Here is a 21,916-nt window from a genome sequence, read left to right as displayed (position 1 = left end):
CTAGTTGGTTTTCTCCACCTCGGCGGCGACGAGGTCGGCCAATTGCTGCGGACCGAAATCGACGAGTTCCTGCCCGTTCACGTAGAAGGTCGGCGTCTGCGCGATGCCCAGCGCCTCCAGATCCGTCATCTCCTGCCGCAGGGTCGCGGTGACGTCCTCGCCCTGTGCATCGGCGCGCGCCCGGGAAAGGTCGAGGCCGGCTCCCGCCGCGGCCTGCCAGGCGATATCGAGATTGGGCGCCCCATGGGCGGCCCAGCTCGGCTGCGCGGCCAGCAATGCCTCCAGCACCGGCAGGAAAAGGTTCTGCTTGCGCGCTGCTTCGAGGATGCGGACCGCCCGGTCCGACCCTTCGTGCAACGGAGCGTAGCGCAGCACCAGTCGCACGCGGTCGGGATGGCGATCCATGATCTGCTTGACGATCGGATAGAAGGCCCGGCAGGCCTCGCACGAGGGGTCGAACCATTCGACGATCGTCACCGGGGCGTTCTGCGGACCGATCACGGGCGAGTTGAACCGCACCAGGTTGGACGGTGCGACGGGCTCGGCGGTGGCGGCACGCTGGTTGCCGGCGAATTGCGGATAGAGGATCGCCCCGATGACGAGAACGAGGACGGCGACTGCCGCGGTGGTAAGGACCACGAGGCGACGATTCATGAGGGGCGACTCCGGTTGACGAGGAAAAGGCAGAGGAGGATGGCGGCGAAGGCCGACAAAGACAGGAGAGGCAGCGGGACGATGCCGAACAGGGTCATGGCTTCGTCCGAACAGGACGGACCCGTCGCGGTGCAGGGCTGGATGGCCTCAGGGACGATGCCGTAGAACAGGAGGGAATGGAACGCGGCGAAGCCGAATCCGGCGACGGCCAGCGGGGCTGAATGCAGGATCGCGTTCCGGTCCGAGAGGAATGCACCCACCCCCAGGGTGATCACCAGGGGGAACATGGCGATCCGTTGGTACCAGCAGAGCACGCACGGTGCCTGTCCCATCACCTCGCCGATGAACAGGGCGCCTAGCGTCGCTACCAGGGCGACGGCCCATGCCGAGAAGAGCCAGGTCCAGGATCGATCATCTGTTGCGGACATGCGGGACTCCGAATTGCGAGCGCAACCTACGACCTCAAGCCACTAGAGGAGCAAGGCAAAAAAATGTCGCACACCTATTGCTCCTCCAGTCGGTAGAGGAAGTACGATACTTCTCGTCCGGGGGGGATAAATGACGCTTTCGACGATGTCGGCGACGCTGTTCACCGCCGTCCTTCTGGCGGTCGGTTATTGGTCGCTGGGGCTGGCGACCATGCTCCTCTTCACGACGGGTTTCGTCACCGGCCTCCTGCTCTTCCTGTTGAGGCCGGGCGTGGTCCGTTCCGCTCGGTCCGGTGGCCGTTCTTCACCGCGTTGGTCCTGTCCGCCCTCCATCGGGCCGAGGAATATTTCAAGGATTTCTTCGATGCGCTGGCCGGCATCACCGGAGTGCCCAATGCCGACGTCGCCTCGCCGCCCGTGATCCTGTTGGTGGTGCTGTCCGTCGGCGCGTGGCTGCTGATACCGTTTCTGACTGGTCGGACTCGCTTCGGAACCTACCTGGCCTGGACCTTCTTCGCGGCCATGGGGATTACGGAATTGGCCCATATCGTCGTGTTCCCCCTCGTGACCGGGCGCCCGTTCGAGTACTTCCCGGCAATGGCCAGCGTCTTCCTGCTGGCGCCAGCGGGGTGGTGGGGTCTGGTCACCATGTGGCGGCAAGGCGACACCATGAAGCGATGGCGCCCTGTTTGAGGCGACGGGTTTGCTTGCCGTCCGTGGGTGCGTACGATCCGTGCCGACGATGCGCCCTTCTCAAGCACTCGGATGCGGCGTCGCCCGCCAGGTTTCCGTGTCGAGCCTCAAGACGCTTTCGAGCGGCGGCCTGACCGTGAAGATGCGCGGCTTCTGCGCGAACTGGTGAAGCCGGTAGAGATGCCAGTGCTCGGATCTTTCCGAGGACACCTCCATCTCGTTGCGGGTCACGAAGAACGGGGTCGAGGCAGCACCATTGGTCGTCTTGACCTCGATGAGACGCTCCCGCCCATCCGGGTCGAAGGAGAGGATGTCGAAACCCGCGCCGTCTCCGTCCTCCTCTGCCACCCACCTGATCTTGCGGGCGAGATCGCCCCGATCGCCGGCCAACAATCTCCTGCGCTCCAGATCGACTACGAACGCCTCGCCGGCGCGACCCAACTGCCGATTTCTGAAGTCCCGTTCGACGGGGTCGAATTTGCGGACCAGCCGCTCGAGGCCGACGGTGCGAGGGCCTGGGATGGTCATCACCGGCATCGGTGCGAAGATGCTGACGGGATCTAGTATAGGCGTCGGCGAGGCGGTGGGTTGCTGATCGAGGATGTTGCGATTGCCGGTGAGATACCGATCTATGGCGTCGAACAGGGCGTCTTGATAATTGAGCGCGGGCTTGTAGCCCCAGATCCAGGGGAAGCCCAGGTGCTGGAGCACCGCGGAGATGTTGCGGTACTTGAACTCTATCGAAGCGGCGGAGCGGCCTACCTGCTGCATCAGGACTGCGCGATGGTGCGCCTTCACGTAGGGTCGCTGCACCAGTTCGTCCGAGAGCATCGTGAAGTAGTCGGCGACGATGGCATCGAGTTCGCTCCCGCGCCATTCTTCTCGCTGCCTGTTGTAGTCGACCATCGGCACCCCCGTTGGCCAAGATGCCCGACGCAGCGCGGATCGAAAAGGTTGGAAATCGACCGAGCGCATCCGAGTGATGCGTCGCGTCGACCGGTGGCGACGGAATAGGTTGCGAAATACCTCGGTGCGAGGGAGATAGCCGCAGCCCCAGCCTCGATCGGCGGCACATCTCGATATAGTGCACCAGGTCATTGCCGGCATCTGGTTCCTGGACACGGATCTAGGTAGCACTTCGTCTGCAGGAACGACAGCCTCGTTCGAATGCTCAAGCCGGAGCGCTAGCGCTCGTCGGGATCGCACTCTCGAGAGTGCTTCACTCCGGGCGCGCCTCCTTCCAGACCCAAGAAGACGATACCCTCCGCTTCGAGCGCGCCCTGTACGGCCCGGATGCTCTCGGCTGTGACGCGGTCGTCGCCGGTTTCGATCGCCGCTACTGTGCGTCGAGCGATGCCGCTTCGTTCGGCCAGTATCTGCTGGGACCAGTCCAGCAAAGCCCGGGCGGCTCTTATCTGCGCGGCATTGGGTTGGCTAAGGGCCAAGCTCGAGGTCCGTCGAATCGATTTCAACGGCATTCTACCGTCACCAAACGATTCTTGTTGCACAAAATGTGCAAAGAGGCTTGACAAAGCCGGCCATCTCCTATAGTGACTAGAGCTATGGAAGCCGCGTGCGTTCACAGGAGGTGAACGCCGATCAATACCTTCCCTCTCTCGTGCCTCGTGCACGACCTCCCAATTACTGCGTCAGGGGACTTGTCGTGAAAGACAAGGAGAAGGTTAATGCATCATCCTGTTGCCGGCATCTCTCGCGACGACACCGATGGGGCCGGATCGCGGTCACGGCAATTGCGCCGGCGCATTTCCGCTCAGCTGTTCGGTATCCTCCGGGAATCGAAAGAGATCGTGGTGATCGGCCCCGACCCGCTCCTCATCCACTACAGCCGGGCCGAGGGCCTCGATCCCGAATCTTTGGCGACCTGCCAGATCCTGATCGACGGATCTCCGCTCACGGTCGTGGGTGTTCCCAATCGCATCTGGTACGGCGCCGTCATGCGGGACGTCCATCGCGTCAAGCGGAACATGTTGGCCTCCGGCAGGTCTTGCATTCTCGTGCCCCAGCGCGCGCTCGAAGGAATTGCGAGGCTGCACTCCCGCCCGATCGCCGATCGTGATCCGCAAATCCTCCTGCAGGCGATACGTACAGCTCCGCTCCTGCGCGATATCGATGCCTGCCGGTACGGGCGAGGCCATGACCCGGTCGGCTGCCTCGCCGTCGAACTCGCGACCGGCACGCCCTGCCTGGGCTGAAACCAAGCCTCATCACCCCATACGCCACGATGTCCTTTCGCTGACCCATAGGCAGCGAGGTGGCGGAGCTTTGGCCTGACCTCGGCCACAAGCACCTGACGCCTAACGAATTCCGCCACCTTCGATCGGCGGATCGCCGGTCCGATCACGTTTTCAATTCCGACGAACCAAGGAGATGCCCCATGCTGGAGGCCAATTCCGCTCGCATGCAATCGGAACCCTGCAAATGTCGTTCGCAACAGGAAAGGGAGGGGAAATCCCTGCGCCGTGCCGCCGAGGCACTCGTCATGGCGTATCCCGGCATCCGTCGCTTGCCGGATGATCACGGCATCGAGGAAACCGCAGCCGAACTGGGACTCGAACCGCACGAACTCGTGGTGGTGCCTGTGGCTATCGGCCATCGCGCGGTGGACCTCGTGGTGGTGCCCACCAGGACGAGGCGTCGGGGTGGAATGCCCCTCTTCTTCGAGTTGAAAGCCTCGGCGGCGACGATCGGTCGTACCGTGGTCCTGGTACCGGAGAGCTTCGTCCGTCGCGAGCCCCGCTTGACCAACGCCTTCGTCATTGCAGAGGCGGCGGAGACTGCCGTTGGCGCGACCGATCGTATGAGGATGCTTGTTCATCTCATCGAGAACGGCGGCAGCGCGCCCCTGCTCGACCTGGCGGGGTTGGTCAACAGCGGCGATCCGGTGGCGGGAGTGCTGGGACTGGTCGTGGAGGGCGGTCTGCACATGGACCTCGACGCCAGGCTCATGCCTTCCAGTCAGGTCCACCTGGTGGAGCCGGGCCTATGATCGGTGACAACAGCGACCCCGTCGACTTCCTGGGGGCCGACCCTTTGGCGATCGCCGAGCTGCTGGAGGACCTGGCCGCCGACCTTCGCGGCCTTGCCGCCGGTTCTCCTCCCTCGCCTGGGCGCCTGCTGGAAGCACCGCATCTCCGGCGCTGGGGCTTCGCGCCGAGGAGCGCGCTTTGCCTGGCCGGCACGGCATACGGCCATCCGCGGATCGTCGACGGCAGGGAATGCGTGACGTCCGAGCTCTTCGCGATCGCCCGGGACCGCAGTTGGGCAAGGACCCTATCGCGCTACTACCAATTGGGTCCTCCGAAGGTCTTCGGCCTGGACGAGTGAGCAGAGGTGCCAGGCATGTTCGACCACGACGAAGACGATTTCCCTTTTCAGCACGGAGACGACGAGATGACGATCGGCAGGAAGGATGAGGGACTGACGGTCCGGCAGGCGCTGGCCGAACTGGCGGTGAAAGGTGCGATCTCGACGGATCTGCGCAAGTCCTTGATCAAGGGGGAACTGCGCTCGATCGTGCTGGTCGTGCCGTCCGCCGAATGGACCAACATGGCCGGAGGAGCGGTGGAGGATATTCACGACCGCATCTACGCGTTCTGCAAGGCTTCGGGGAAGAAAGAAGCGGAGGACGCCGGTGCCATCAACAAGGCCCTTGCTGCCGGCAGGACGGTCGTGGCCGTGACGCCGTCCGTGCGGACGTTGCCGGCGATCTTCAAGACGGTCGCATCGGAGACCATCGAGGTCCCGCCGCCAAGCGCAGCTCTGGTGGCCCAATTGGTCCGCAGGTTCTCGGTGGGTCGCTTGCCATCCTCTTTTTCGAGGCTCGACACCTCGGTCCTCGACTTCGACGAGCTGTGCGGGCTCGTGGAGAAGGGCGCCGACGCCGCGGTGACGGCGGAACGCATCGCCAATGCCATCTCGGCGAAAACGCGCACGGCTCGTGTCGGCGAAACCCTGCCGGATCTGGAGGTGGCGGTCGAATTCGGCGATGCGCGGCTGTGGGCGATCGATCTCAAGCAGGATCTGTCCGATATCAAAGCCGGGATCATCGGCTGGTCGGAGGTGGACAAGGGCTGCGTCCTCCATGGACCGCCCGGGACGGGCAAGACCACATATGCCCGTGCGCTGGGCCAGTATCTCGGCATTCCCGTGGTTATCGGGAGCGTGTCGGAGCTGTTCGCGTGCAGCGCGGGATATCTGGATTCGGTGATCAAGGCCCAGCGAGCCCTTTTCGAGCGTGCGATGCAGCAGGCGCCGGCCGTCCTGTTCCTCGATGAGATCGACCAGATGCCGGATCTCGACCAGATCTCCCAGCGCGGCAAGGACTGGTGGAGCCCGGTGGTCGCCGACTTCCTGCAGTTGCTCGACAGTGCCGTGTCCGACAGGGATGGTCTGATCGTCATCGGCGCAACGAACCGCGTCGAGGCCCTGGCACCGGCTTGCCTGCGTCCCGGGCGGCTGGAGCGCTCGATCTATCTGGGACCGCCCGACGAAACAGGAGCAGCGAGGGTCCTGCGTCATCACCTCGGGCCTTCTCTCGCCGATGCCGATCTCTCTCCCATGGCGAGCATCTGCTCGGCTCGCAGGATGACAGGGGCCGACATCATGGACCTCGTGAGATCGGCCAAGCGGCTGGCAAGGCGCGAGAAGCGCGAGATGTCGTTGTCCGATCTGACTGCGCGGCTCGTGCCGCCGTACGAATTGACCGAGGCCCAACGAAGTCGCGTGGCTCTGCACGAGGCAGGACATGCGGCCATCGCGGCCCTGCATTTTCCCGATCGGCTGGTGTCCGTCAGCATCGACCCCTTTGGCGGCGGCATCGCCTCGGGTGGTCACGTGCGCGTCGAAATCCCCGATGACCTTCTCGAGACGAAGTCCGACCTCGATCGGCGGGTGGAGATGCTGCTCGCGGGCCGAGCGGCCGAGATCGCCTTTCTAGGCGAGGCATCATCGGGATCGGGTGGTTCGGAGACCAGTGATCTCGGGCTCGCCATGCGAATGCTCGCGGCGGCGCATCTGTCGTTCGGCACTGCGGATGCCCCGCGTTGGCGATGCGAGCCCGAAAGGGCGATGGACATGCTGCGACTGGACCCTAGGACAATGTCCCAGGTCGAAACGGAGCTTGCGAAGCTGGCGGCGTCTGCCATCGACCTGGTGCGCTCCCGCCGAAGCGAGATCGAGACCTTGGCCGGCGAGCTCCTGTCCCGCTCTACGTTGTCGGCTGCGGAAGTGCTGACGATAGTGCGCAAGGGCGAATCGGCGTCCACGAACCTCGTATCGCGAAGGTTCGAATCGAACGAATCGACGCTGCCTTGGACCGAATCGGCGTGACGTCTCAGCCCTTTGGGCGTGTGCCATCTCGCCGCTTTTCATTCCCGATCGGGAAAGTTTCTCGTGGCGACGAGCACGCAGAGGCCTTCCGAAGGAGGTGCAGTGCTGATTCTTTTTTCCCTGGAAGAACGAGGGGGAAAATGACATCTGCGACCGTCGTGAACGGCGTCACGACATGCGATCGCGGGCAGTAATTTCCGGACCGGGATCGCCTATTGACACAGCCGTGACGCAAACCCGAGGCTCTTAAACCATTACATTAAGAAACACCCACAAGTCGAGTCATGACTCCGAAATCCGCCTCCGAATCAAACGGAGGGGGCTTGCGCACCGGTCGATTTGAGTCATGATCGTGAGGCTTCAACGTTGCCGGCGTCTTCCAAGATACCGGTCGTTGGCGAAGGAAAGGTGAACGCAAAAACGGAAACGCCCCGGATTGCTCCAGGGCGTTAGAATACCGAGACCCGGCACGTGTTTGGAAAACACCAGGTCAATCCTCACCGCCGAAAGGCGACAAATCGCTTGGAAAGGCCTGGCAGCCGATCCTAGCAAACGGAACGACCAAGGCCGTTCCCGCACACATAGGCCCGTCCCACAAAGACAGGAACCACACACATGCACGGCGAGTATCCGCTGGGCGCCTTTTCGCGTCAAGCACTTTCCGGGCATGGAAGGAGAAACCATGCCTAAGAGTATCAAGCCGCCGCGGCGCGGCGAACTGCTGTCTGATCAGCTTCTGCTCGAAGACCATCAGATCTTCGCCCGCATCTTCGTCGCCGAGGACGGCGGTCCTATCCGCACCCTGATCACCGGGCGCGAGCACCATGCCACGGGACGCTTCGTCTCGGTCAAGGCCGGGCACCGTGCGTTGCCTTGGGAATCGTTGCGCGGCGAACTGCCCGCGCTCGAACTGATGGAGGCGGCGCCTCCGGTCCATAGGATGATGGCGCAACCGCACCGCCTTGAAATGATCATCGAGGGTGTTCCCGCGCCATTGGTGTTCTTCCCCGATCTGCGCCTGACCGTTGACGCACGCTTTGCGTCCGCACTGGCCGGTGGCGTACCGTTTCTGCTCGCCTGCGCCGAATGGCGTCCCGACGCGTCCACGGCGGGCGACACCCGCGAGTTGATCGTGGAGGTGAAGACCGCGAACGACCCGCGCAACGCCGATCCGGTCTACCAGTCAAAGCTCGCCTTGGCCGAGGAGGTCTACGGCAGGATTGGTTGGCAGTTCTTCCAATTCGTCGATCCCACCGGGCTCGGCTACTCCCGCATCGCCCATGCGGTGCGCGAGATCGTGCTCGACCACGACGTCATCGTCTCGCCCCATGAGGTGCATCTCGCCCAGAAGGCGCTGAGCGACGGCCCGGTGACGCTGGATGCGGTCTTGGATGCTCTCGGCGGCAACGCGGCGGCCATCCAGAAGGCCTGCGCGCTTCATGTCCGCCGCCTGCTCTGCATCGACATCGCCGGACGGCTGGCGCCGGAGTCCATGGTGTTCCCTATGGGTTCGATCGGAGGCGCGGCATGAGTCAGGTCTTCCAATCCCCCCGCGCCTTTCCGGTGCAGCGCTTCGTGCTGGTCGACGATGATGGGTTGCCTTGGCTGGGCACGCTGGTGGCCGTGACGGCGGAAGGTTACGCGTTCCATATCGACGAGATCGATTCCGAGATCGTGCTGTCCGAGGAAACCCTCGAGGACATGTTCGACCGGGATGCCGCCGTCGAGATCCAGGGGGCGCCGTCATGAGGCCGTCCTGGATCACCATCGACGTCGAGGCCGGCGAGACCTATTGGCTCACGCTGCCCGACCGCACGTTCCTCGCCACGTTCGAGAAGGTCACGCTCCAGCACCAACTGCGCTTTTCGGACGAGCAGCTGGACATGCCCGTCGATATCGCTCCGCACCTCTTCGAGAAGATGCGGAGCGACGGGCGCGCCGTTCGCATTCCCAAGGGCAGCATCCCGAGCCGGAAAAAATCCGCCTTCGAGCTCGGCGACGTCCATCCCGCGACCCTTCTCGATCCCGAGGAACGCGGCATCGGCGACAAGGAGCGCAAGGAACGGCTGGCCCAGTGGCAGAAGTTCGAGCGCGCGCGGACGCTGGCGTGGTGCGCATCGGAATACGACGCCACTCCTCACCTGGGCCGCGGGCACAACTGCATCGACGACCACTTCAAATCCAAGGACGTCAAGAAACGCGCCCGGGAGCTAGGCTTCGTGTGGCGTCCCGACGCGGCCACGATCCTCCGCGCCATCGATGCCTGCGGCGTGCCTGGGTCGCGCCCCGTCTCGGCGTTCTTCGACAAGCGGGGCAAGCACGACCGGAGCAAGCGCTATCCGGACGTTTTGCTGACGTGGGCCAAGGAAAGCATCGACGCTTACTGGGCATCGATCACCGAGCGCTACTGCGACGTGCGCGAGAGCTTCTACAAGAAGATCGACGAGGAGAACGAGGAGCGCGTCAAGCAGGGCCTCGAGAAATTGCCCCGAATTTCACCCGAGACCTTCCGCAAGTGGGTTGACGAAGAGGAGTCATGGTGGACCTGGTCGACCCGCTACGGCGAGAAGGCGGCCAACGCCCGCTACAAGGGTCGGGGCGTCCCGATGGAGGCGTCCCGCCCCCTCGAGCTGGTGCTCATTGACCATACCCGTCTCGACGTGTGGGCCGTGGTCGAGGACCAATACGGTCGCCTCGTCATGACCGAACGTCCATGGCTCACCCTGGCCATTGATGTCTATAGCCGAATGATTCTCGGCGCGGTCCTGAGCTTCGAGCCGCCGAGCGTCTACAGCGCCATGCTCTGCTTGCGGCAGATCGTTCGAGCCAAGGACTTCCTCATCGAGAAGTACGGCCACCATAAGGGAGCGACGGACGGCTGGGGCAAACCTACGACCATCGTCATGGACAATGCCTGGGAGTTCTCCGGCATCTCCATGCAGTCGGTATGCGAGGCGGCGGGCATCCACGTCGTCTGGGCGCCGGTCGGCACGCCGACGTTCAAGGCGATCGTCGAGCGCTTCTTCCGCACCCTCAACGAAATGGTGTGGCACCGCCTCGGCAGCGGCATCCCGTTCAAGCCGCAGGTCATGCAGGAACTGGGCCTCGATCCCAGGGCGAAGGCGCTGTTCCGGATCGACTACCTCACCGCCAGGATGTGGGACGGCATCGTCAACATCTATCACGTCGAGCCTCATTCCGACCTAAACATGGCGCCCGCTGAACGCTGGTCAATGGGCGTCCAGGCCAAGACCCGTCCTACGATCGACGATGTGGGTGCCTTGGACAAGATGCTCGGCAATGTCTCGCGTTGCATCCTGAGCGCCGAGGGCATCTCCGTGAATGGCCAGCGCTTCCACGAGCCGGCGACCACGACGGCCTTGCTGGAGAACCTGCTGAAGTACGGCGCCAAGCGTTCGCGTCGCAAGGGCTTCGGCTCCAGCGGCACGGTGGCTGTGATCGCCAACTGGGATCGCGTGGATGCCAGCCATGTCCATGTCTGGGATTTCTCCAACAATACGTCGGTGCGCCTGCCCAACGTCGACAAGCACGTGCACGGGATCCCCGGTGTCGACGGAGCACCGGCCCAGGGATTGAGCTGGGCTGTGGTGGACGCGATCAAGGCGTTCGCCGCCGAACGCAACATGGCTTTCCACAGCCCCCAGGAAAAGGCCGCAGCCCGGCACGCCTATTACCACGAAATGCCGGAGAAGGTTGCGGCCATGCCGTTCAACGCCGCCCGGCACTACGCCGCCGAGATCGATCGTAGCCCCAGTCTGGTCGATGGCGACACCGTGATCCAGCATGCCGTGCCGGCGACGCCGAAGGGTGCCGCCGCCGAGACGCCGCGTGAATTCTCGGCGGCACACCGAACCGGCGAATGGGCACCGCCCAAGGCGCCGTCGCGGGGGCGGAAGAGCCGGTCTTCGGGATCGAAGGGCCGACCCGCTCCGCCGTCCGCGTCGCCGCCGAAGCCGCCCGAAACGCATCCCGCCCCTGCCGACCTATCCAACCACATCCTGAATTCCGCTGCTGCTCTAGATGCGCTCGCGGACGACCTTTGAGGTAACCATGACCAAGACGCTCACCAACTCCGAGATCCTCGCCGTGTTCCGCAAGCTCAGGGTCAAGCACCCCCGTCTCGACATCGTCACGGAGGTTTGCGACGACCTTCGCGCCACGATCACCGACGATGAACCCAAGCAGTTCGGCACCCTGTTCGCACCCAGCCACGTCGGTAAGTCCACCGCGGTCAAGAACTACCAGGAAAAAGTCGCAGTGCCGGAAGCGATTTCCCGAGGGCTGGTTCCAGCCGATCTGCCCCTCGATGAACAGGTCCGCCTCCAAAAGCTCGTCGTGCATGTCACGCTGGAAGGCGGCGCGACGCCTCGTTCCCTGTGCGCCGACATCCTGGCTGCCCTCGGCGATCCCCGCTCCGCCCGGGGATCGAAAAACCTGATGCTCCGCCGTGTGTACGACCTCCTGTCCACTCTCGGCGTGGAACTGCTTGTTATCGACGAGATCCAGCACTTGGCGGTCTCCAAGCACCGCATGTCTGAGGATGCGGCCCTGCGCTCGATCGAGCGCTCCAGGACCAGCGAAGTGACTGACACTTTGAAGGCCATGCTCATCCGCGGGGTGGTGCCTATGCTGTTCGTCGGCATCGAGGAGGCACGGCCCTACCTTCTCGACGACATCCAGCTTGCGCTGCGCTGCCATGAGGAGATCGACTTCGGTGAATTGTCCTGGGAGGATACGCAGGAGCGTCAGGTCTTCCAGGATTTCGTCGGACGCCTCGGCATTCATCTGGCCAAGGAGGGGTTGTTCCCGCAAAGGGCAGATTTCCTGAACGCGGATATCCCGGCGGCCTTGCACGAGGCTTCGCTCGGTCGTCTGGGCATCGCCTGCCGCATCGTCGCCAAGGCCTGCATGCATGCTGCCAAGGCCAAGGCGGATACTGTGACGCGCGAGCACCTGTCCAAGGCGGTCGATACCTTCGCGATCCCGCGCGGCATCGTGAAGACCAACCCCTTCAAGCGCGGCGGCGACGCCCGACTGGTGGCCGCATGACGCTTCCTGTCTCCGTCCTGCCGCATGGCGACGAGCATCTCCCGGGCCTGGTCGTCCGCGCGGGCAATCTCATGGGCTACGATCTCACCAGCGATGTCCTCATCCCTCTGGGATACAAGTCCCGCGCTGAATCCATCGCGTCCGCGCCCGGTTTGAAGTTTCCCCTTGCGGATCATCTGGGATGCCGCGTCGAGGATATTTCGCCGCTCTTCCTCGATCAGGCCGGGCGTTCCGGCTGGTTGCGGTTCTTCGGTGCCGAGATTCGCGCGATCCACCGCGAGGTGACCGTGCGCCGCATCGCGCCCGGGACGCTCGCGACATGCGGATACCACAAGGCCGCCTGGCAGATCCGTGCCTTCGGCTTCGATCCGGCAACGGGCGAGCGCCTGATCTCGGAGTGTCCAGTCTGCGGGACGACGTTGGGCTGGGTGCGGGTCCGCGATCTGGCGTTCTGCGACCGCTGCGATCGGGTGGACGACCATGGGTTCGTTCGCTCCGAGGTCGATCTGCGGGATTGGCCACAGGAGAAGGTGGAGGTGGAGGACATGGAGGCCTTGCGCTTCGTGACCTCGCTCGTCGATCCCGATCCTGCCGTCAGGGCAGCTTACGCGCCGGCGCTGCATCCCGATATCGAAACGGATCGCGGATCCCTGTTCGAGTTCGCGATCTCGATCGCGAGCGCCATGACGCAGGACCCGAAACGCTCGGTCACGTCGGTGGCCAAGCCCGGGAGCCGCGAGATGTTCGATCGCATCGAACCCGATGTCCTCGCCAAGGCGGGCCGCGTGGTCCTGTCTTGGCCCGATGGGTTTCACGACCTCTGCTCGCAAGCCCGTGATTCCGCGAGCGAACGCAGCGGCCATTACGGCGTGAAGAAGGAGATCGGATCGCTCTATGCCCTGACCACGGACCGCGCGCTCCCTCCCGAACTGCGTGCCGCTGTGCGGAAGTCCGTCGAAGACGACATGGCCATGACCGCGGTCAGTCTGCCCACCGTGCGCAAGGGCAGCTATCGCAATCGCTCCGATCTCCTGACGGCCTACGAGGCCGCCAAGGAATTCGGCATCCGCCCGAAGCTGTTCAAGATCCTGGCCGGGCATCCGGAGGTGCGCGTCATCCGCAATGCGGGATCGAAGAACTCCCCTATGCTGTTCGAACGCGCACAGATCGCGATGATCGCCGCACAACGCGCGGACATGGAGGCCGCCAGTTCGGCTGCCGTCCGCCTCGGCCTACCGACCGGGGCGATGGCCGAGCTGGCGGAGGCCGGACTAGTGGATACCGTTGGAGGTCCGGTCCTGATGCTCGCGGTGGGCAAGGAATACTACACGCGTTCTAGCGTCAACCGGCTGGTGGACCGCCTGGAATCGAAAGTGTTGCCCGCGGTACCGCCATGCACCTATATCCGCTTGACCAAGGCGGTCTACAGGTTGCCGCCCGGGCCGAAACCATGGGCGGGCATCATCTCCAGGGTGATCGACGGGACCATCCCAGTGCACCGTATCGACGGCAGGCTGACCGGCACCATGACATCGTTGGCGGCGCCGGATTTCGAAACCGTCGTAGCAGCAGTCGGGCGGCATGCCGGTTCTGATGAAGCCCGTGACGGTCTGCTCACCCACATAGAGGCGTCGGTCCTACTTGGCGTCACCGAGCCAATGGTTGGTCGCTTGGTCCTTCGACGGCTGCTTCCCGTCAAGGCCAAAGGCCAGGTTTCGATTGCCCGGGCCGACGTGTTCGCCGTGGCGCGAAAGTGGATGTTCACGAATGAAGCCTCGCGGCGCCTCGGCGTTCCGAACCGCCTGGTTCGCACCACCCTCGCCAAGTTCGGAGTCCACCCGAAGCACGAACTTCGTGAGCGGCAGCAGCTCGTCTTCGCGCGTGAAGAAGTCGAGCGCGTGCTCGAGACCGTGGTAAGCACCGCCGCCTAGCAGGGCGCCGTCCGCCACCTAAACGATTGATCGAAATCGCCGGTTTCTGTTCTATGGTCGGGCCTTCGCCCGGCCATTTTTCTTGGCCTGCGCGGCACCGCAGGCCATCGACTCGTATTTGCCTGTCGAAACGTCGATTATCGACTCATGATTGCTGGTCGCGTACTTGGGATCGACTCAGAATTCCCTGTGGCGTTGACTCAGAATTTTCCTGCCGTCATTGAATCCAAAGGGTTTTTTCGACTCAGGATTTATAGGTCCTGACATCTCATTCAATCGCCAAAAAGCGCGCTCGCTGGCTCAGTGCTCGGCGTGCCCGATTGTTATCAATTCGCTGATTGTATCAGTGGTTGATTCAATGATTGTATTTTCATACCCTCCGGTTTGTGTCGGCTGAGGAGATGGGGGCCGGCATCGCATCTGCCACAGAGGAGGACAGTTCATTGTTCAGGCACACTGTTTCGCTGGCTCTTGCCGGGGCTCTGCTTGTCAGCGCTGCGACGGCGCAGGAGCTTTCGCAGACGATTCCATTTGAGATGGCCGGAGAGGTTCTCGACTTTTCCGACACCGATACCCTGGGCCTGGCTGCTGCCGAAGGCACCGAGACCATCACCATCTTTTCACCCGAGGAGGGCGGACAGCAATTCGCGCATGGCGTGGTGCTGATCCCCTTCAAGGACAAGCTCTACGCACAATGGCAGAGTTCCGCGCGCGATGAGGACGGGCCGGACACCACTGTTGTCTATGCTGTCAGCGACAATGGCACGGACTGGTCCGAGCCCCGCCAACTGACTGAAGAATGGGCCGACGGCTACAAGTCTTCTGGCGGCTGGTGGACCGATGGCGAGACCCTCGTTGCCTATTTCAACGTGTGGCCGGCGGACGCCTCGCCGCGCGGTGGTCACGTCGAGTACTCGACCAGCAGCGACGGGGAGACCTGGTCGGAACCGCAGCCGGTGACCATGGCCGATGGCAGCCCGCTCGAGGGGATTTTCGAGCAGGACCCGCATGCCCTGGCTTCGGGCCGCATCGTCAATTTCGCGCATTTCCAGCCGGGCCTGATCGCCAAGCCGATCTATACAGACGACCCACTCGGCGTGAGCGGCTGGAACCAGGCAGAGATGACCAACCTGCCGACGAGCAATGCCGAGATCAGCCGCGAACTGGAGCCGAGCTCATTCGTGCGGGCCGATGGCACCTTGGTGGCCATTTTCCGGGACCAGGGCAATTCCTTCTACAAGATCGCCGCCATGAGCACGGACGAGGGCGAAACCTGGACCGATCCGATCCTGACCAACATGCCGGATTCCCGGACCAAGCAAAGCGCGGGCAATTTGCCGGATGGCACGGTCTTTTCTGTCGGCAATCCGCACCCCAACAAGGCACGGATGCCCCTGGCAGTAGTGCTCAGTGCCGACGGATACCGGTTCGACACCGCCTATCTGCTGCGCGCAGCCAGTGACATGCAGCCGCTGCGGTTTGAGGGTCAATACAAGCGGCCGAGTTATTCCTATCCCAAGTCCGTGGTGTGGAATGACCATCTCTATGTGAGCTACGCCACCAACAAGGAAGATGCCGAACTCACGCGTGTGCCGCTTTCCTCGCTGGTCATCGCCGCCGACTGACGTCAGCCCTGCGGTACAAGAAGACCCCGCCGCATCGCGACGGGGTCATTTCTTTTTCCAGTCATGCTCGGCGCATTACCCCGCCACGCGCACACGCCGGCCGTCGGGCTGGTCCGTGAGCGTGCCGGGATTGGTCACCATGTCGGCAGCGCGTTGGATCATTTCGGGATCGGTGCTGAGCTTGCCGTCGCCGGCGTCGTCAGTGGACAGGACCGAGGCCTTGAGCAGGCGCGAATAGGGATGCTGGGGACTGTCGAGCACCGTACGCGCGTCGCCCATTTCCACGATATGTCCACGCTGCATGATGATCAGCCGGTTGGAAATGTAATAGGCCGTCGCCAGGTCGTGGGTGATGTAGATCACCGAGACCTTGAGATCATCGCGCAGGCTCTTGAGCAGGTTGACGATGCTCATGCGCAGGCTCGCGTCGACCATCGACACGGGTTCGTCGGCGATCAGGAGCGGCGGATTGGGGATCAGGGCCCGGGCAATGGCGCAGCGCTGCAGCTGCCCGCCGCTCATCTCATGGGGGAAGCGCCCACGCACCTCCTGCAGGCTGAGGCCCACCTTGTGCAGCGCCTCGTCCATGGCTTTGTCGATGACGGCCCGGTCAGTGGTGTCGAGGAACCGCCGCGCGGTGCTTTCGAGATAGCGCTCGATCTTCTTGAGCGGGTTGAAGGCCTCGAACGGGTTCTGGAAGACCGGCTGCACATTGCCCATGAATTCCAGCCGCTTGGCGCGGCCGGCATGGCGGTCGACCTTCTGGCCGCGAAACAGGATCTCGCCGTCCGTGGGGTCCTCGAGCCCCAGGATCATGCGGGCCAGCGTCGTCTTGCCGGAGCCGCTCTCCCCGATAATGGTGAAGATTTCCGGGTTCTCGGCGGCAATCGAGAAGCTGGCATCGACCACGGCGTTGACCGTCTTGCGGCCGAACAAGCCGCCCATGGTGAAGCGCTTGGAGACATTTCTGACATCGAGCAGGGTGGTCATGCCATGGCTCCTGCGGGCTGGGTCACCTTGACCAGCGGCTCGACATCCTTCCACCGCCAGCAGGCGGTGCGATGGCCGGGACCGACGGTTTCCATGGGCGGCACGTCCTTCTTGCACTTGTCGACCGCCAGCGGGCAGCGGGGGTGGAAACGGCAGCCCTGCGGTGGGTCCGCGAGATTGGGAGGACGCCCCTCGAGCGCCGGACGCTGCGCGGTGTCACCGATGCGTGGCAGGCTCGCGACGAGATGGGCGGTATAGGGGTGTTTGGGGGCGAAAAACATTTCGCGCGTCGGCCCCTCTTCGACCAGCCGGCCGGCATAGATGATGCCCACCCGATCGGCGACATTGGCGTGTACGCTCATGTCGTGGGTGACGAAGACCACCGAGGAGTTCATCTCCTTCTGGATATCGCGGATGAGGCTCAGCACCTCCTTCTGCACCACCACGTCAAGGGCCGTGGTCGGCTCGTCGGCGATGACGAATTCTGGGTGGCAGACGGTGGCCAGCCCGATGGTAACGCGCTGCCGCATGCCGCCGGACAGTTCGTGCGGATAGGCCCGCAGCACATCGGGCGGCAGCTTGAGCTTTTCGAGGTGGCCGATGACGCGCTGCTCGAAGGCGGCGCCGCTGAGACCCAGGGGCCGGGCGGCAAAGTCGCGGAAGGTCCGGCCGATACGGCGCACCGGATTGAGCACGCTCATCGAGCCCTGCATGATGTAGGAGAGGTGCTTCCAGCGCACCGCCTCGATCTCGGCAGGGCTCGCCGTGGTCACATCGATGGGCGCATTCTTGAACTGGTATTTGACCGAACCCTCCACCACCCGTAGCGGCGGACGGATGGCGGCGGCAAGCACCTTGATGAAGCTGGTCTTGCCCGAGGAACTTTCCCCGGCAATGCCATAGACCTCACCCTTGTTGATCGACATGGTGATGCCATCGACGGCCCGCACTTCGCGCTGCACGCCGAAATAGTTCATCTGGTAGTAGGCCTTGAGGTCCTCGACCTTCAGCAGGTTCTCACTCATGCGCCCATCCTCCGCAACCGGCTGCGCGGGTCGATATATTCGTTCATGCTGATGGCCAGCAGGAACAGGCCAATGAAGGTGGTCACCATCAGGATCACCGGGATGACGATCCACCACCAGGTGCCCACCACCATGGCCGAATGCGAATTGGCCCAGTAGAGCACGGTGCCGATGGTCGGGTTGTTGATATTGGTGAAGCCCAGGACCGCCAGGGTCACCTCCATGCCGATCGACCAGAGCATGTTGTTCATGAAGGTCGAGAAGATGATCGGCATGACATAGGGCAGGTGCTCCTCCAGCAGCACTTTGCGGGTGCTCATGCCGGCAAACACGGCATGGCGGGTAAATTCGCGGTGCTTGAGCCCCAGGGCGACCGAGCGGATCAGCCGGGCATCGAACGGCCAGCCGAAACAGGCCAGGATCAGCGCCATGGTGAAGCTGTCCATGTTGTTGCGCAGCACGAAATAGAACAGCACCAGCACCGGGAAGATCGGCACGGAGACGAAGATGTCGTTGACGAACATCAGGACCCTGTCGACCCACCCGCCGAGGTAGCCGGCGGCCAGACCCACGGCGATGGAGATGATGCGCGAGAGTACGGCCACCGTCACGCCGAAGAGCAGGCTGTTGCGGAACGCCGCGGACAATTGCCAGAACAGATCCTGGCCGCGCGAATTGGTGCCGAACCAGTATTGGGCCGATGGCGGCTGGTCCGGGATGGCGATGTAGATCAGGGAGGGATCAACCGGCGAGAACAGGCTCAGCAGGGCGAAGATAACCACCACGCCGACCAGCACCATGCCGATTGCAAACTCGATATTGTAGCGGATGAGATCGCGTAGGACTGCAAACATGGCGATCACTCCGGCCGAACGCGTGGATCAAGCAGCGGGTGCAGCAGGTCCACGATGAAAATTGCCAGCGCCACTGCCGTGATGGACACTGTGGAAACCGCAAGCACGAGGGAGTAGTCGCCGGCATTGACGGCGTCGATCAGCAGCGAACCCATGCCGGGATAGTTGAACACCTGCTCGGTGATCACCGTGCCCGAGAAAATCCCGCCGATGACCATGGCCAGGGCCGTGAACTGGGGCACCAGCGCGTTGCGCATGACATAGCCGCTCACGATGGTCTTGCGATCGACGCCTGCCAGTTCGGCATAGGTCACATAGTCTTCGGTGACGATGTTGGAGACGAGAGCGCGCATCCCCAGGAACCAGCCGCCGAACCCGGTGAGAACCAGGGTGAGCGCCGGCAGGGTGGCGTGCTGGATGACCGAGGTGATGTAGTACCAGTTCCAGCCCGGCGTGACATTCATGGCGAACCCGCCCGAGATCGGCAGGATCGGCCAGACGAAGCCGAACAGGATCAGCATGATGAAGGCGACGATGTAATAGGGGATGGGCTGGATCGAGATGGCCGCAATGCCGAAAAACTTGAGAAAGCGGTTGTTCTGGTAGTAGCCGGCCAGGCCGCCCATGAGGTTGCCGATGACAAAGGTGATGATCGTCGAAAAGGCCAGCAGGCAAACCGTCCAGGGCATTGCCCGCATCACCAGCACCATGGCCGGCGTGGGAAAGGTCAGAAGCGAGGGGCCGAGGTCGCCGCGCATCAGCCGAAGCCAGAAATTGACGAACTGGCTCCAGAGGGGCTCGTCCACACCATAGAGATCGGTCAAGGCGTTCCGCAGGGCGGTGATGGCCTCGGGAGCGAAATTGGATCGGGAGGTCATGCGGCTCAACGCCGTTTCGACCGGGTCAACCGGGGACAGGTGCGTCACGAAGAATGTGGCCGACACGCCGCAGAAAACCACTGCCAACAATTGCAGGGCGCGTTTCCCCACAAACAATAAGTACCCTTGCATTTGGACTCCTCAGCCGTCCGCTTCGTCCCGCCAGGCCGGTTAGCGGCCGCTGGCAGTCAGTCTCCGGTTGCTTGTGGCAACCGAAGACAATTGGCGAGGAGCGCAGTTGCCCGCGCCCCTCGTTGCGATCTGGCCCAAACCAGATCGCCTGGGAGAACTTTTAAGACGCGCCTTCGACGGGCGAGATCTGCGTAAAGATGTACTTTGCGTTCGACCAGTTGGTGACCGGATTGGCGTAGTTGTTGTCCGCATTCGGCCAGCCGGTCCAGAAGCGGTTCGACTGAACAGAGAACACGTTGTACGACATGATCGGAATGTTCGGCATCTCTTCGAGGTGCAGCTTCACGAATTCATGGCCATATTCGATACCGGCCGGGTCGTTGAAGTCGCTGCCGCGGATTTTCTCGATGATTTCGTCGAGCCGGGGGTCGGTCCACCGCATCCAGTTGCGAGCGGGCTGGATAGCGCCCGGTTCGGCCAGGTACTCGGAGTGGTAGCTGTCGAGGAAGAAGCTGAGGTCGGGGTGTCCGCCCCAGGTTTCCACGGCCCAGCCGATATTGACTTCGTAGTCGCCCTGCTCGTTCCGCGTGCCACGGTCCGTGCCCATGTTCACATTGGTTTCGATGCCGTTTTGCGACCAGGACTGGGCAATCATCACGGCCAGCCGGTTGATGACGCCTTCCTGAGGGGCAAGCACCTCGATGGTCAGGGGCTGACCATCGGCCTGGATCCAGGAATTGCCGTTCTTGGTCAGCCCGGCAGAGGTGAGAAGCTCCTCGGCAGCCTGCAGGTCCTGTTTCCACCAGCCATAGCCGAAGGAATTGCGGATGGCTTCCGGATCGGTTGGCACGGCATCGCCGAACTGCGGACGCACCATTTCGGCGATCTGCAGGCCGATATCGGGATCGTAAGGCTTGATCTTGCGGGTGCCTGTGTCGATCTCGAAATTGATCAGGTAATCCTGCAGGGGTGCGTGATAGTCGCGCGGATGCGTGCCGGTCGGCGGCACGGAGATCGCCGAAAGCGTTGCCGCGCCGCGATAGGACGCCATGGACATGGCGCGTGCATCGAGCATGAGGGCAAGCGCCCAGCGAAGCCGTTTGTCCTGGAACTTGGGGTTCTGGACGTTGAACATGACCATCGGCAGGGTCGGGTCAGGGTGGGCATAGGGAAAGCCCGGGAACCAGCCCTGAGTCTGCGGGTCCTGCTGGACGATCGAGAACGTGCCTTCCGGCGACAGATCGTGGATCATGTCCAGATTGCCGTTGCGCATCTCGATCAGGCGATTGTCGGTCGAAATATTGCTCCGGTAGATGACGAAGCGCGGCTTGGGTTCGCCGACAAGCGCCATCGTGGTCTTGTCCCAGTCCGCGCGCTTTTCCCAGATGTACCAGGTGCCGTTCGGGTCGAACGAATGCAGCGTATAGGGGCCCAGGCCGACCGGCGGGTTGTTCTCGTAGGTCAGGATGTCCTCGACGCCTTCCATGATATGCTTGGGCATGATCCAGGCGGCGTTCCAGCGCACCGAGAAGACCGCATGGAAACGCGAATTGGGTGCCTTGAGCTTGAAGTGGACGGTGTATTTGTCGACGGCCGTCACGGTGTCGACCTGTGTGGAGAAGGCGCCGTTCCAGTTCGTTCCGGGGGTCGCTGCCTGCTTCTCGACGGTGAAGACCACGTCGTCTGCGGTAAACTCGACGCCGTCGCTCCACAGGATGCCCTGACGCAGCTTGACGGTCATCTCGGTGAAATCGTCGTTGTATTCCCAGGGGCCTTCAGCCAGCGAGTAGTAGATGGCGTTTTCGCTGGCGCCCTCGATGCCGGCATCGGGGTCGATGTACCACAGCGTGTCCATCACCAGCTGCTGCAGGCCGGTTGACCAGCCACCGCTGGCATTGACCCAGAGATTGAACCAGCTCGGATTGCGGATCACGCCTTCGGGGTTGTGAACGATAACGGTTTCATTGCGCGGGAACTGTGCCAGATCCGGAGCAGTCCCTTCGGCGGCATCCTGGGCGAAGGCCAGGTTGTTGCCAGCTGCCATCAACGTGCCGACAGCTGTCGAGCCGATCAGAAAATTACGTCTATCCATCGATGTCCTCCCATTGTGGGGCCGTTCGGCTCCCTGTGACGCTCCCCGCGCCACTAAAATCATACTTAACCAGCCCAATAGTGCTGTCAATGCAGATTATGATGTAAATCGGAAAGCATGATATACAATGCAAAGGGACGCATCGTCGCCGATGCGTCCCTTCTTGCGGGATTTGTGATCCCAGACGCTAGCAGT

The 21,916-nt window shown here is 62.9% G+C and carries 20 protein-coding genes; 11 read left to right on the top strand and 9 right to left on the bottom strand.

Annotated features, from left to right (window positions below; all coding sequences use genetic code 11):
• Both KIT02_RS06615 and KIT02_RS06610 read right to left on the bottom strand, forming a co-directional pair.
• On the bottom strand, positions 1-654 hold the full coding sequence (locus tag KIT02_RS06615) for a thioredoxin domain-containing protein (RefSeq protein ID WP_198874857.1): 654 nt from the start codon (positions 652-654) through the stop codon (positions 1-3).
• Complete coding sequence (locus KIT02_RS06610; protein ID WP_198874856.1) at positions 651-1,082, bottom strand: disulfide bond formation protein B; 432 nt, start codon at positions 1,080-1,082, stop codon at positions 651-653. The genes KIT02_RS06615 and KIT02_RS06610 overlap by 4 nt, the downstream gene beginning before the upstream one ends.
• A gap of 312 nt (positions 1,083-1,394) precedes the next feature.
• Here KIT02_RS06610 and KIT02_RS06605 point away from each other — a divergent pair, with 312 nt between their 5' ends.
• On the top strand, positions 1,395-1,775 hold the full coding sequence (locus KIT02_RS06605) for a hypothetical protein (RefSeq protein ID WP_236020626.1): 381 nt from the start codon (positions 1,395-1,397) through the stop codon (positions 1,773-1,775).
• 60 nt (positions 1,776-1,835) lie between these two features.
• Here KIT02_RS06605 and KIT02_RS06600 read toward each other — a convergent pair whose 3' ends face one another.
• Together KIT02_RS06600 and KIT02_RS06595 are read right to left on the bottom strand one after the other, a co-directional pair.
• Entirely contained in the window at positions 1,836-2,681 is an 846-nt protein-coding gene (locus KIT02_RS06600; RefSeq protein WP_198874855.1) for a DUF3883 domain-containing protein, read from the bottom strand.
• A gap of 278 nt (positions 2,682-2,959) precedes the next feature.
• On the bottom strand, positions 2,960-3,220 hold the full coding sequence (locus KIT02_RS06595) for a helix-turn-helix transcriptional regulator (RefSeq protein WP_236020625.1): 261 nt from the start codon (positions 3,218-3,220) through the stop codon (positions 2,960-2,962).
• Between the two features lie 240 nt (positions 3,221-3,460).
• On the opposite strand from KIT02_RS06595, the gene KIT02_RS06590 reads away from it, so the two are divergent.
• From KIT02_RS06590 to KIT02_RS06545, 10 genes are all read left to right on the top strand, one after another.
• Positions 3,461-3,988, top strand: coding sequence for a hypothetical protein (locus tag KIT02_RS06590; protein ID WP_198874853.1), 528 nt, complete (start codon positions 3,461-3,463; stop codon positions 3,986-3,988).
• A gap of 182 nt (positions 3,989-4,170) precedes the next feature.
• Positions 4,171-4,782 carry a hypothetical protein gene (locus KIT02_RS06585; RefSeq protein ID WP_297583866.1) on the top strand — a complete coding sequence of 204 codons (612 nt, stop codon included), beginning with the start codon at positions 4,171-4,173 and terminating at the stop codon, positions 4,780-4,782.
• Positions 4,779-5,120, top strand: a complete 342-nt coding sequence (locus KIT02_RS06580; RefSeq protein WP_198874851.1) for a DUF6634 family protein — start codon at positions 4,779-4,781, stop codon at positions 5,118-5,120. Before KIT02_RS06585 ends, KIT02_RS06580 begins: the two co-directional genes overlap by 4 nt.
• Before the next feature lie 15 nt (positions 5,121-5,135).
• Entirely contained in the window at positions 5,136-7,124 is a 1,989-nt protein-coding gene (locus tag KIT02_RS06575) for an AAA family ATPase (protein ID WP_297583861.1), read from the top strand.
• A gap of 682 nt (positions 7,125-7,806) precedes the next feature.
• Positions 7,807-8,655 (top strand): hypothetical protein, encoded by an 849-nt coding sequence (locus KIT02_RS06570; protein WP_198874849.1) that lies wholly within the window; start codon positions 7,807-7,809, stop codon positions 8,653-8,655.
• Positions 8,652-8,873 (top strand): hypothetical protein, encoded by a 222-nt coding sequence (locus KIT02_RS06565; RefSeq protein ID WP_198874848.1) that lies wholly within the window; start codon positions 8,652-8,654, stop codon positions 8,871-8,873. Before KIT02_RS06570 ends, KIT02_RS06565 begins: the two co-directional genes overlap by 4 nt.
• On the top strand, positions 8,870-11,188 hold the full coding sequence (locus KIT02_RS06560; protein ID WP_297583856.1) for a DDE-type integrase/transposase/recombinase: 2,319 nt from the start codon (positions 8,870-8,872) through the stop codon (positions 11,186-11,188). Before KIT02_RS06565 ends, KIT02_RS06560 begins: the two co-directional genes overlap by 4 nt.
• A 7-nt stretch (positions 11,189-11,195) precedes the next feature.
• Positions 11,196-12,194 carry an ATP-binding protein gene (locus KIT02_RS06555; protein WP_198874846.1) on the top strand — a complete coding sequence of 333 codons (999 nt, stop codon included), beginning with the start codon at positions 11,196-11,198 and terminating at the stop codon, positions 12,192-12,194.
• Positions 12,191-14,125, top strand: a complete 1,935-nt coding sequence (locus KIT02_RS06550; RefSeq protein WP_198874845.1) for a hypothetical protein — start codon at positions 12,191-12,193, stop codon at positions 14,123-14,125. The genes KIT02_RS06555 and KIT02_RS06550 overlap by 4 nt, the downstream gene beginning before the upstream one ends.
• Before the next feature lie 443 nt (positions 14,126-14,568).
• The gene (locus KIT02_RS06545; protein ID WP_297583845.1) at positions 14,569-15,750 is read left to right on the top strand and encodes a sialidase family protein; all 1,182 of its coding nucleotides are present in this window, start codon (positions 14,569-14,571) and stop codon (positions 15,748-15,750) included.
• A 75-nt stretch (positions 15,751-15,825) separates the two neighbouring features.
• On the opposite strand, the gene KIT02_RS06540 is transcribed toward KIT02_RS06545, so the two are convergent.
• The 5 genes from KIT02_RS06540 to KIT02_RS06520 form a co-directional block, all read right to left on the bottom strand.
• Positions 15,826-16,740, bottom strand: coding sequence for an ABC transporter ATP-binding protein (locus KIT02_RS06540; protein WP_297583841.1), 915 nt, complete (start codon positions 16,738-16,740; stop codon positions 15,826-15,828).
• On the bottom strand, positions 16,737-17,765 hold the full coding sequence (locus KIT02_RS06535; protein WP_297583838.1) for an ABC transporter ATP-binding protein: 1,029 nt from the start codon (positions 17,763-17,765) through the stop codon (positions 16,737-16,739). The genes KIT02_RS06540 and KIT02_RS06535 overlap by 4 nt, the downstream gene beginning before the upstream one ends.
• Positions 17,762-18,619, bottom strand: a complete 858-nt coding sequence (locus KIT02_RS06530; protein WP_297583835.1) for an ABC transporter permease — start codon at positions 18,617-18,619, stop codon at positions 17,762-17,764. The genes KIT02_RS06535 and KIT02_RS06530 overlap by 4 nt, the downstream gene beginning before the upstream one ends.
• Before the next feature lie 5 nt (positions 18,620-18,624).
• Complete coding sequence (locus tag KIT02_RS06525) at positions 18,625-19,629, bottom strand: ABC transporter permease (RefSeq protein WP_297583832.1); 1,005 nt, start codon at positions 19,627-19,629, stop codon at positions 18,625-18,627.
• 160 nt (positions 19,630-19,789) lie between these two features.
• Positions 19,790-21,721, bottom strand: coding sequence for an ABC transporter substrate-binding protein (locus KIT02_RS06520; RefSeq protein ID WP_297583822.1), 1,932 nt, complete (start codon positions 21,719-21,721; stop codon positions 19,790-19,792).
• Positions 21,722-21,916 lie beyond the last annotated feature (195 nt).

The sequence above is a fragment of the Devosia sp. genome (assembly GCF_025809055.1).
Classification (GTDB): domain Bacteria; phylum Pseudomonadota; class Alphaproteobacteria; order Rhizobiales; family Devosiaceae; genus Devosia.
This window is presented reverse-complemented; position numbering and strand designations above follow the sequence as displayed.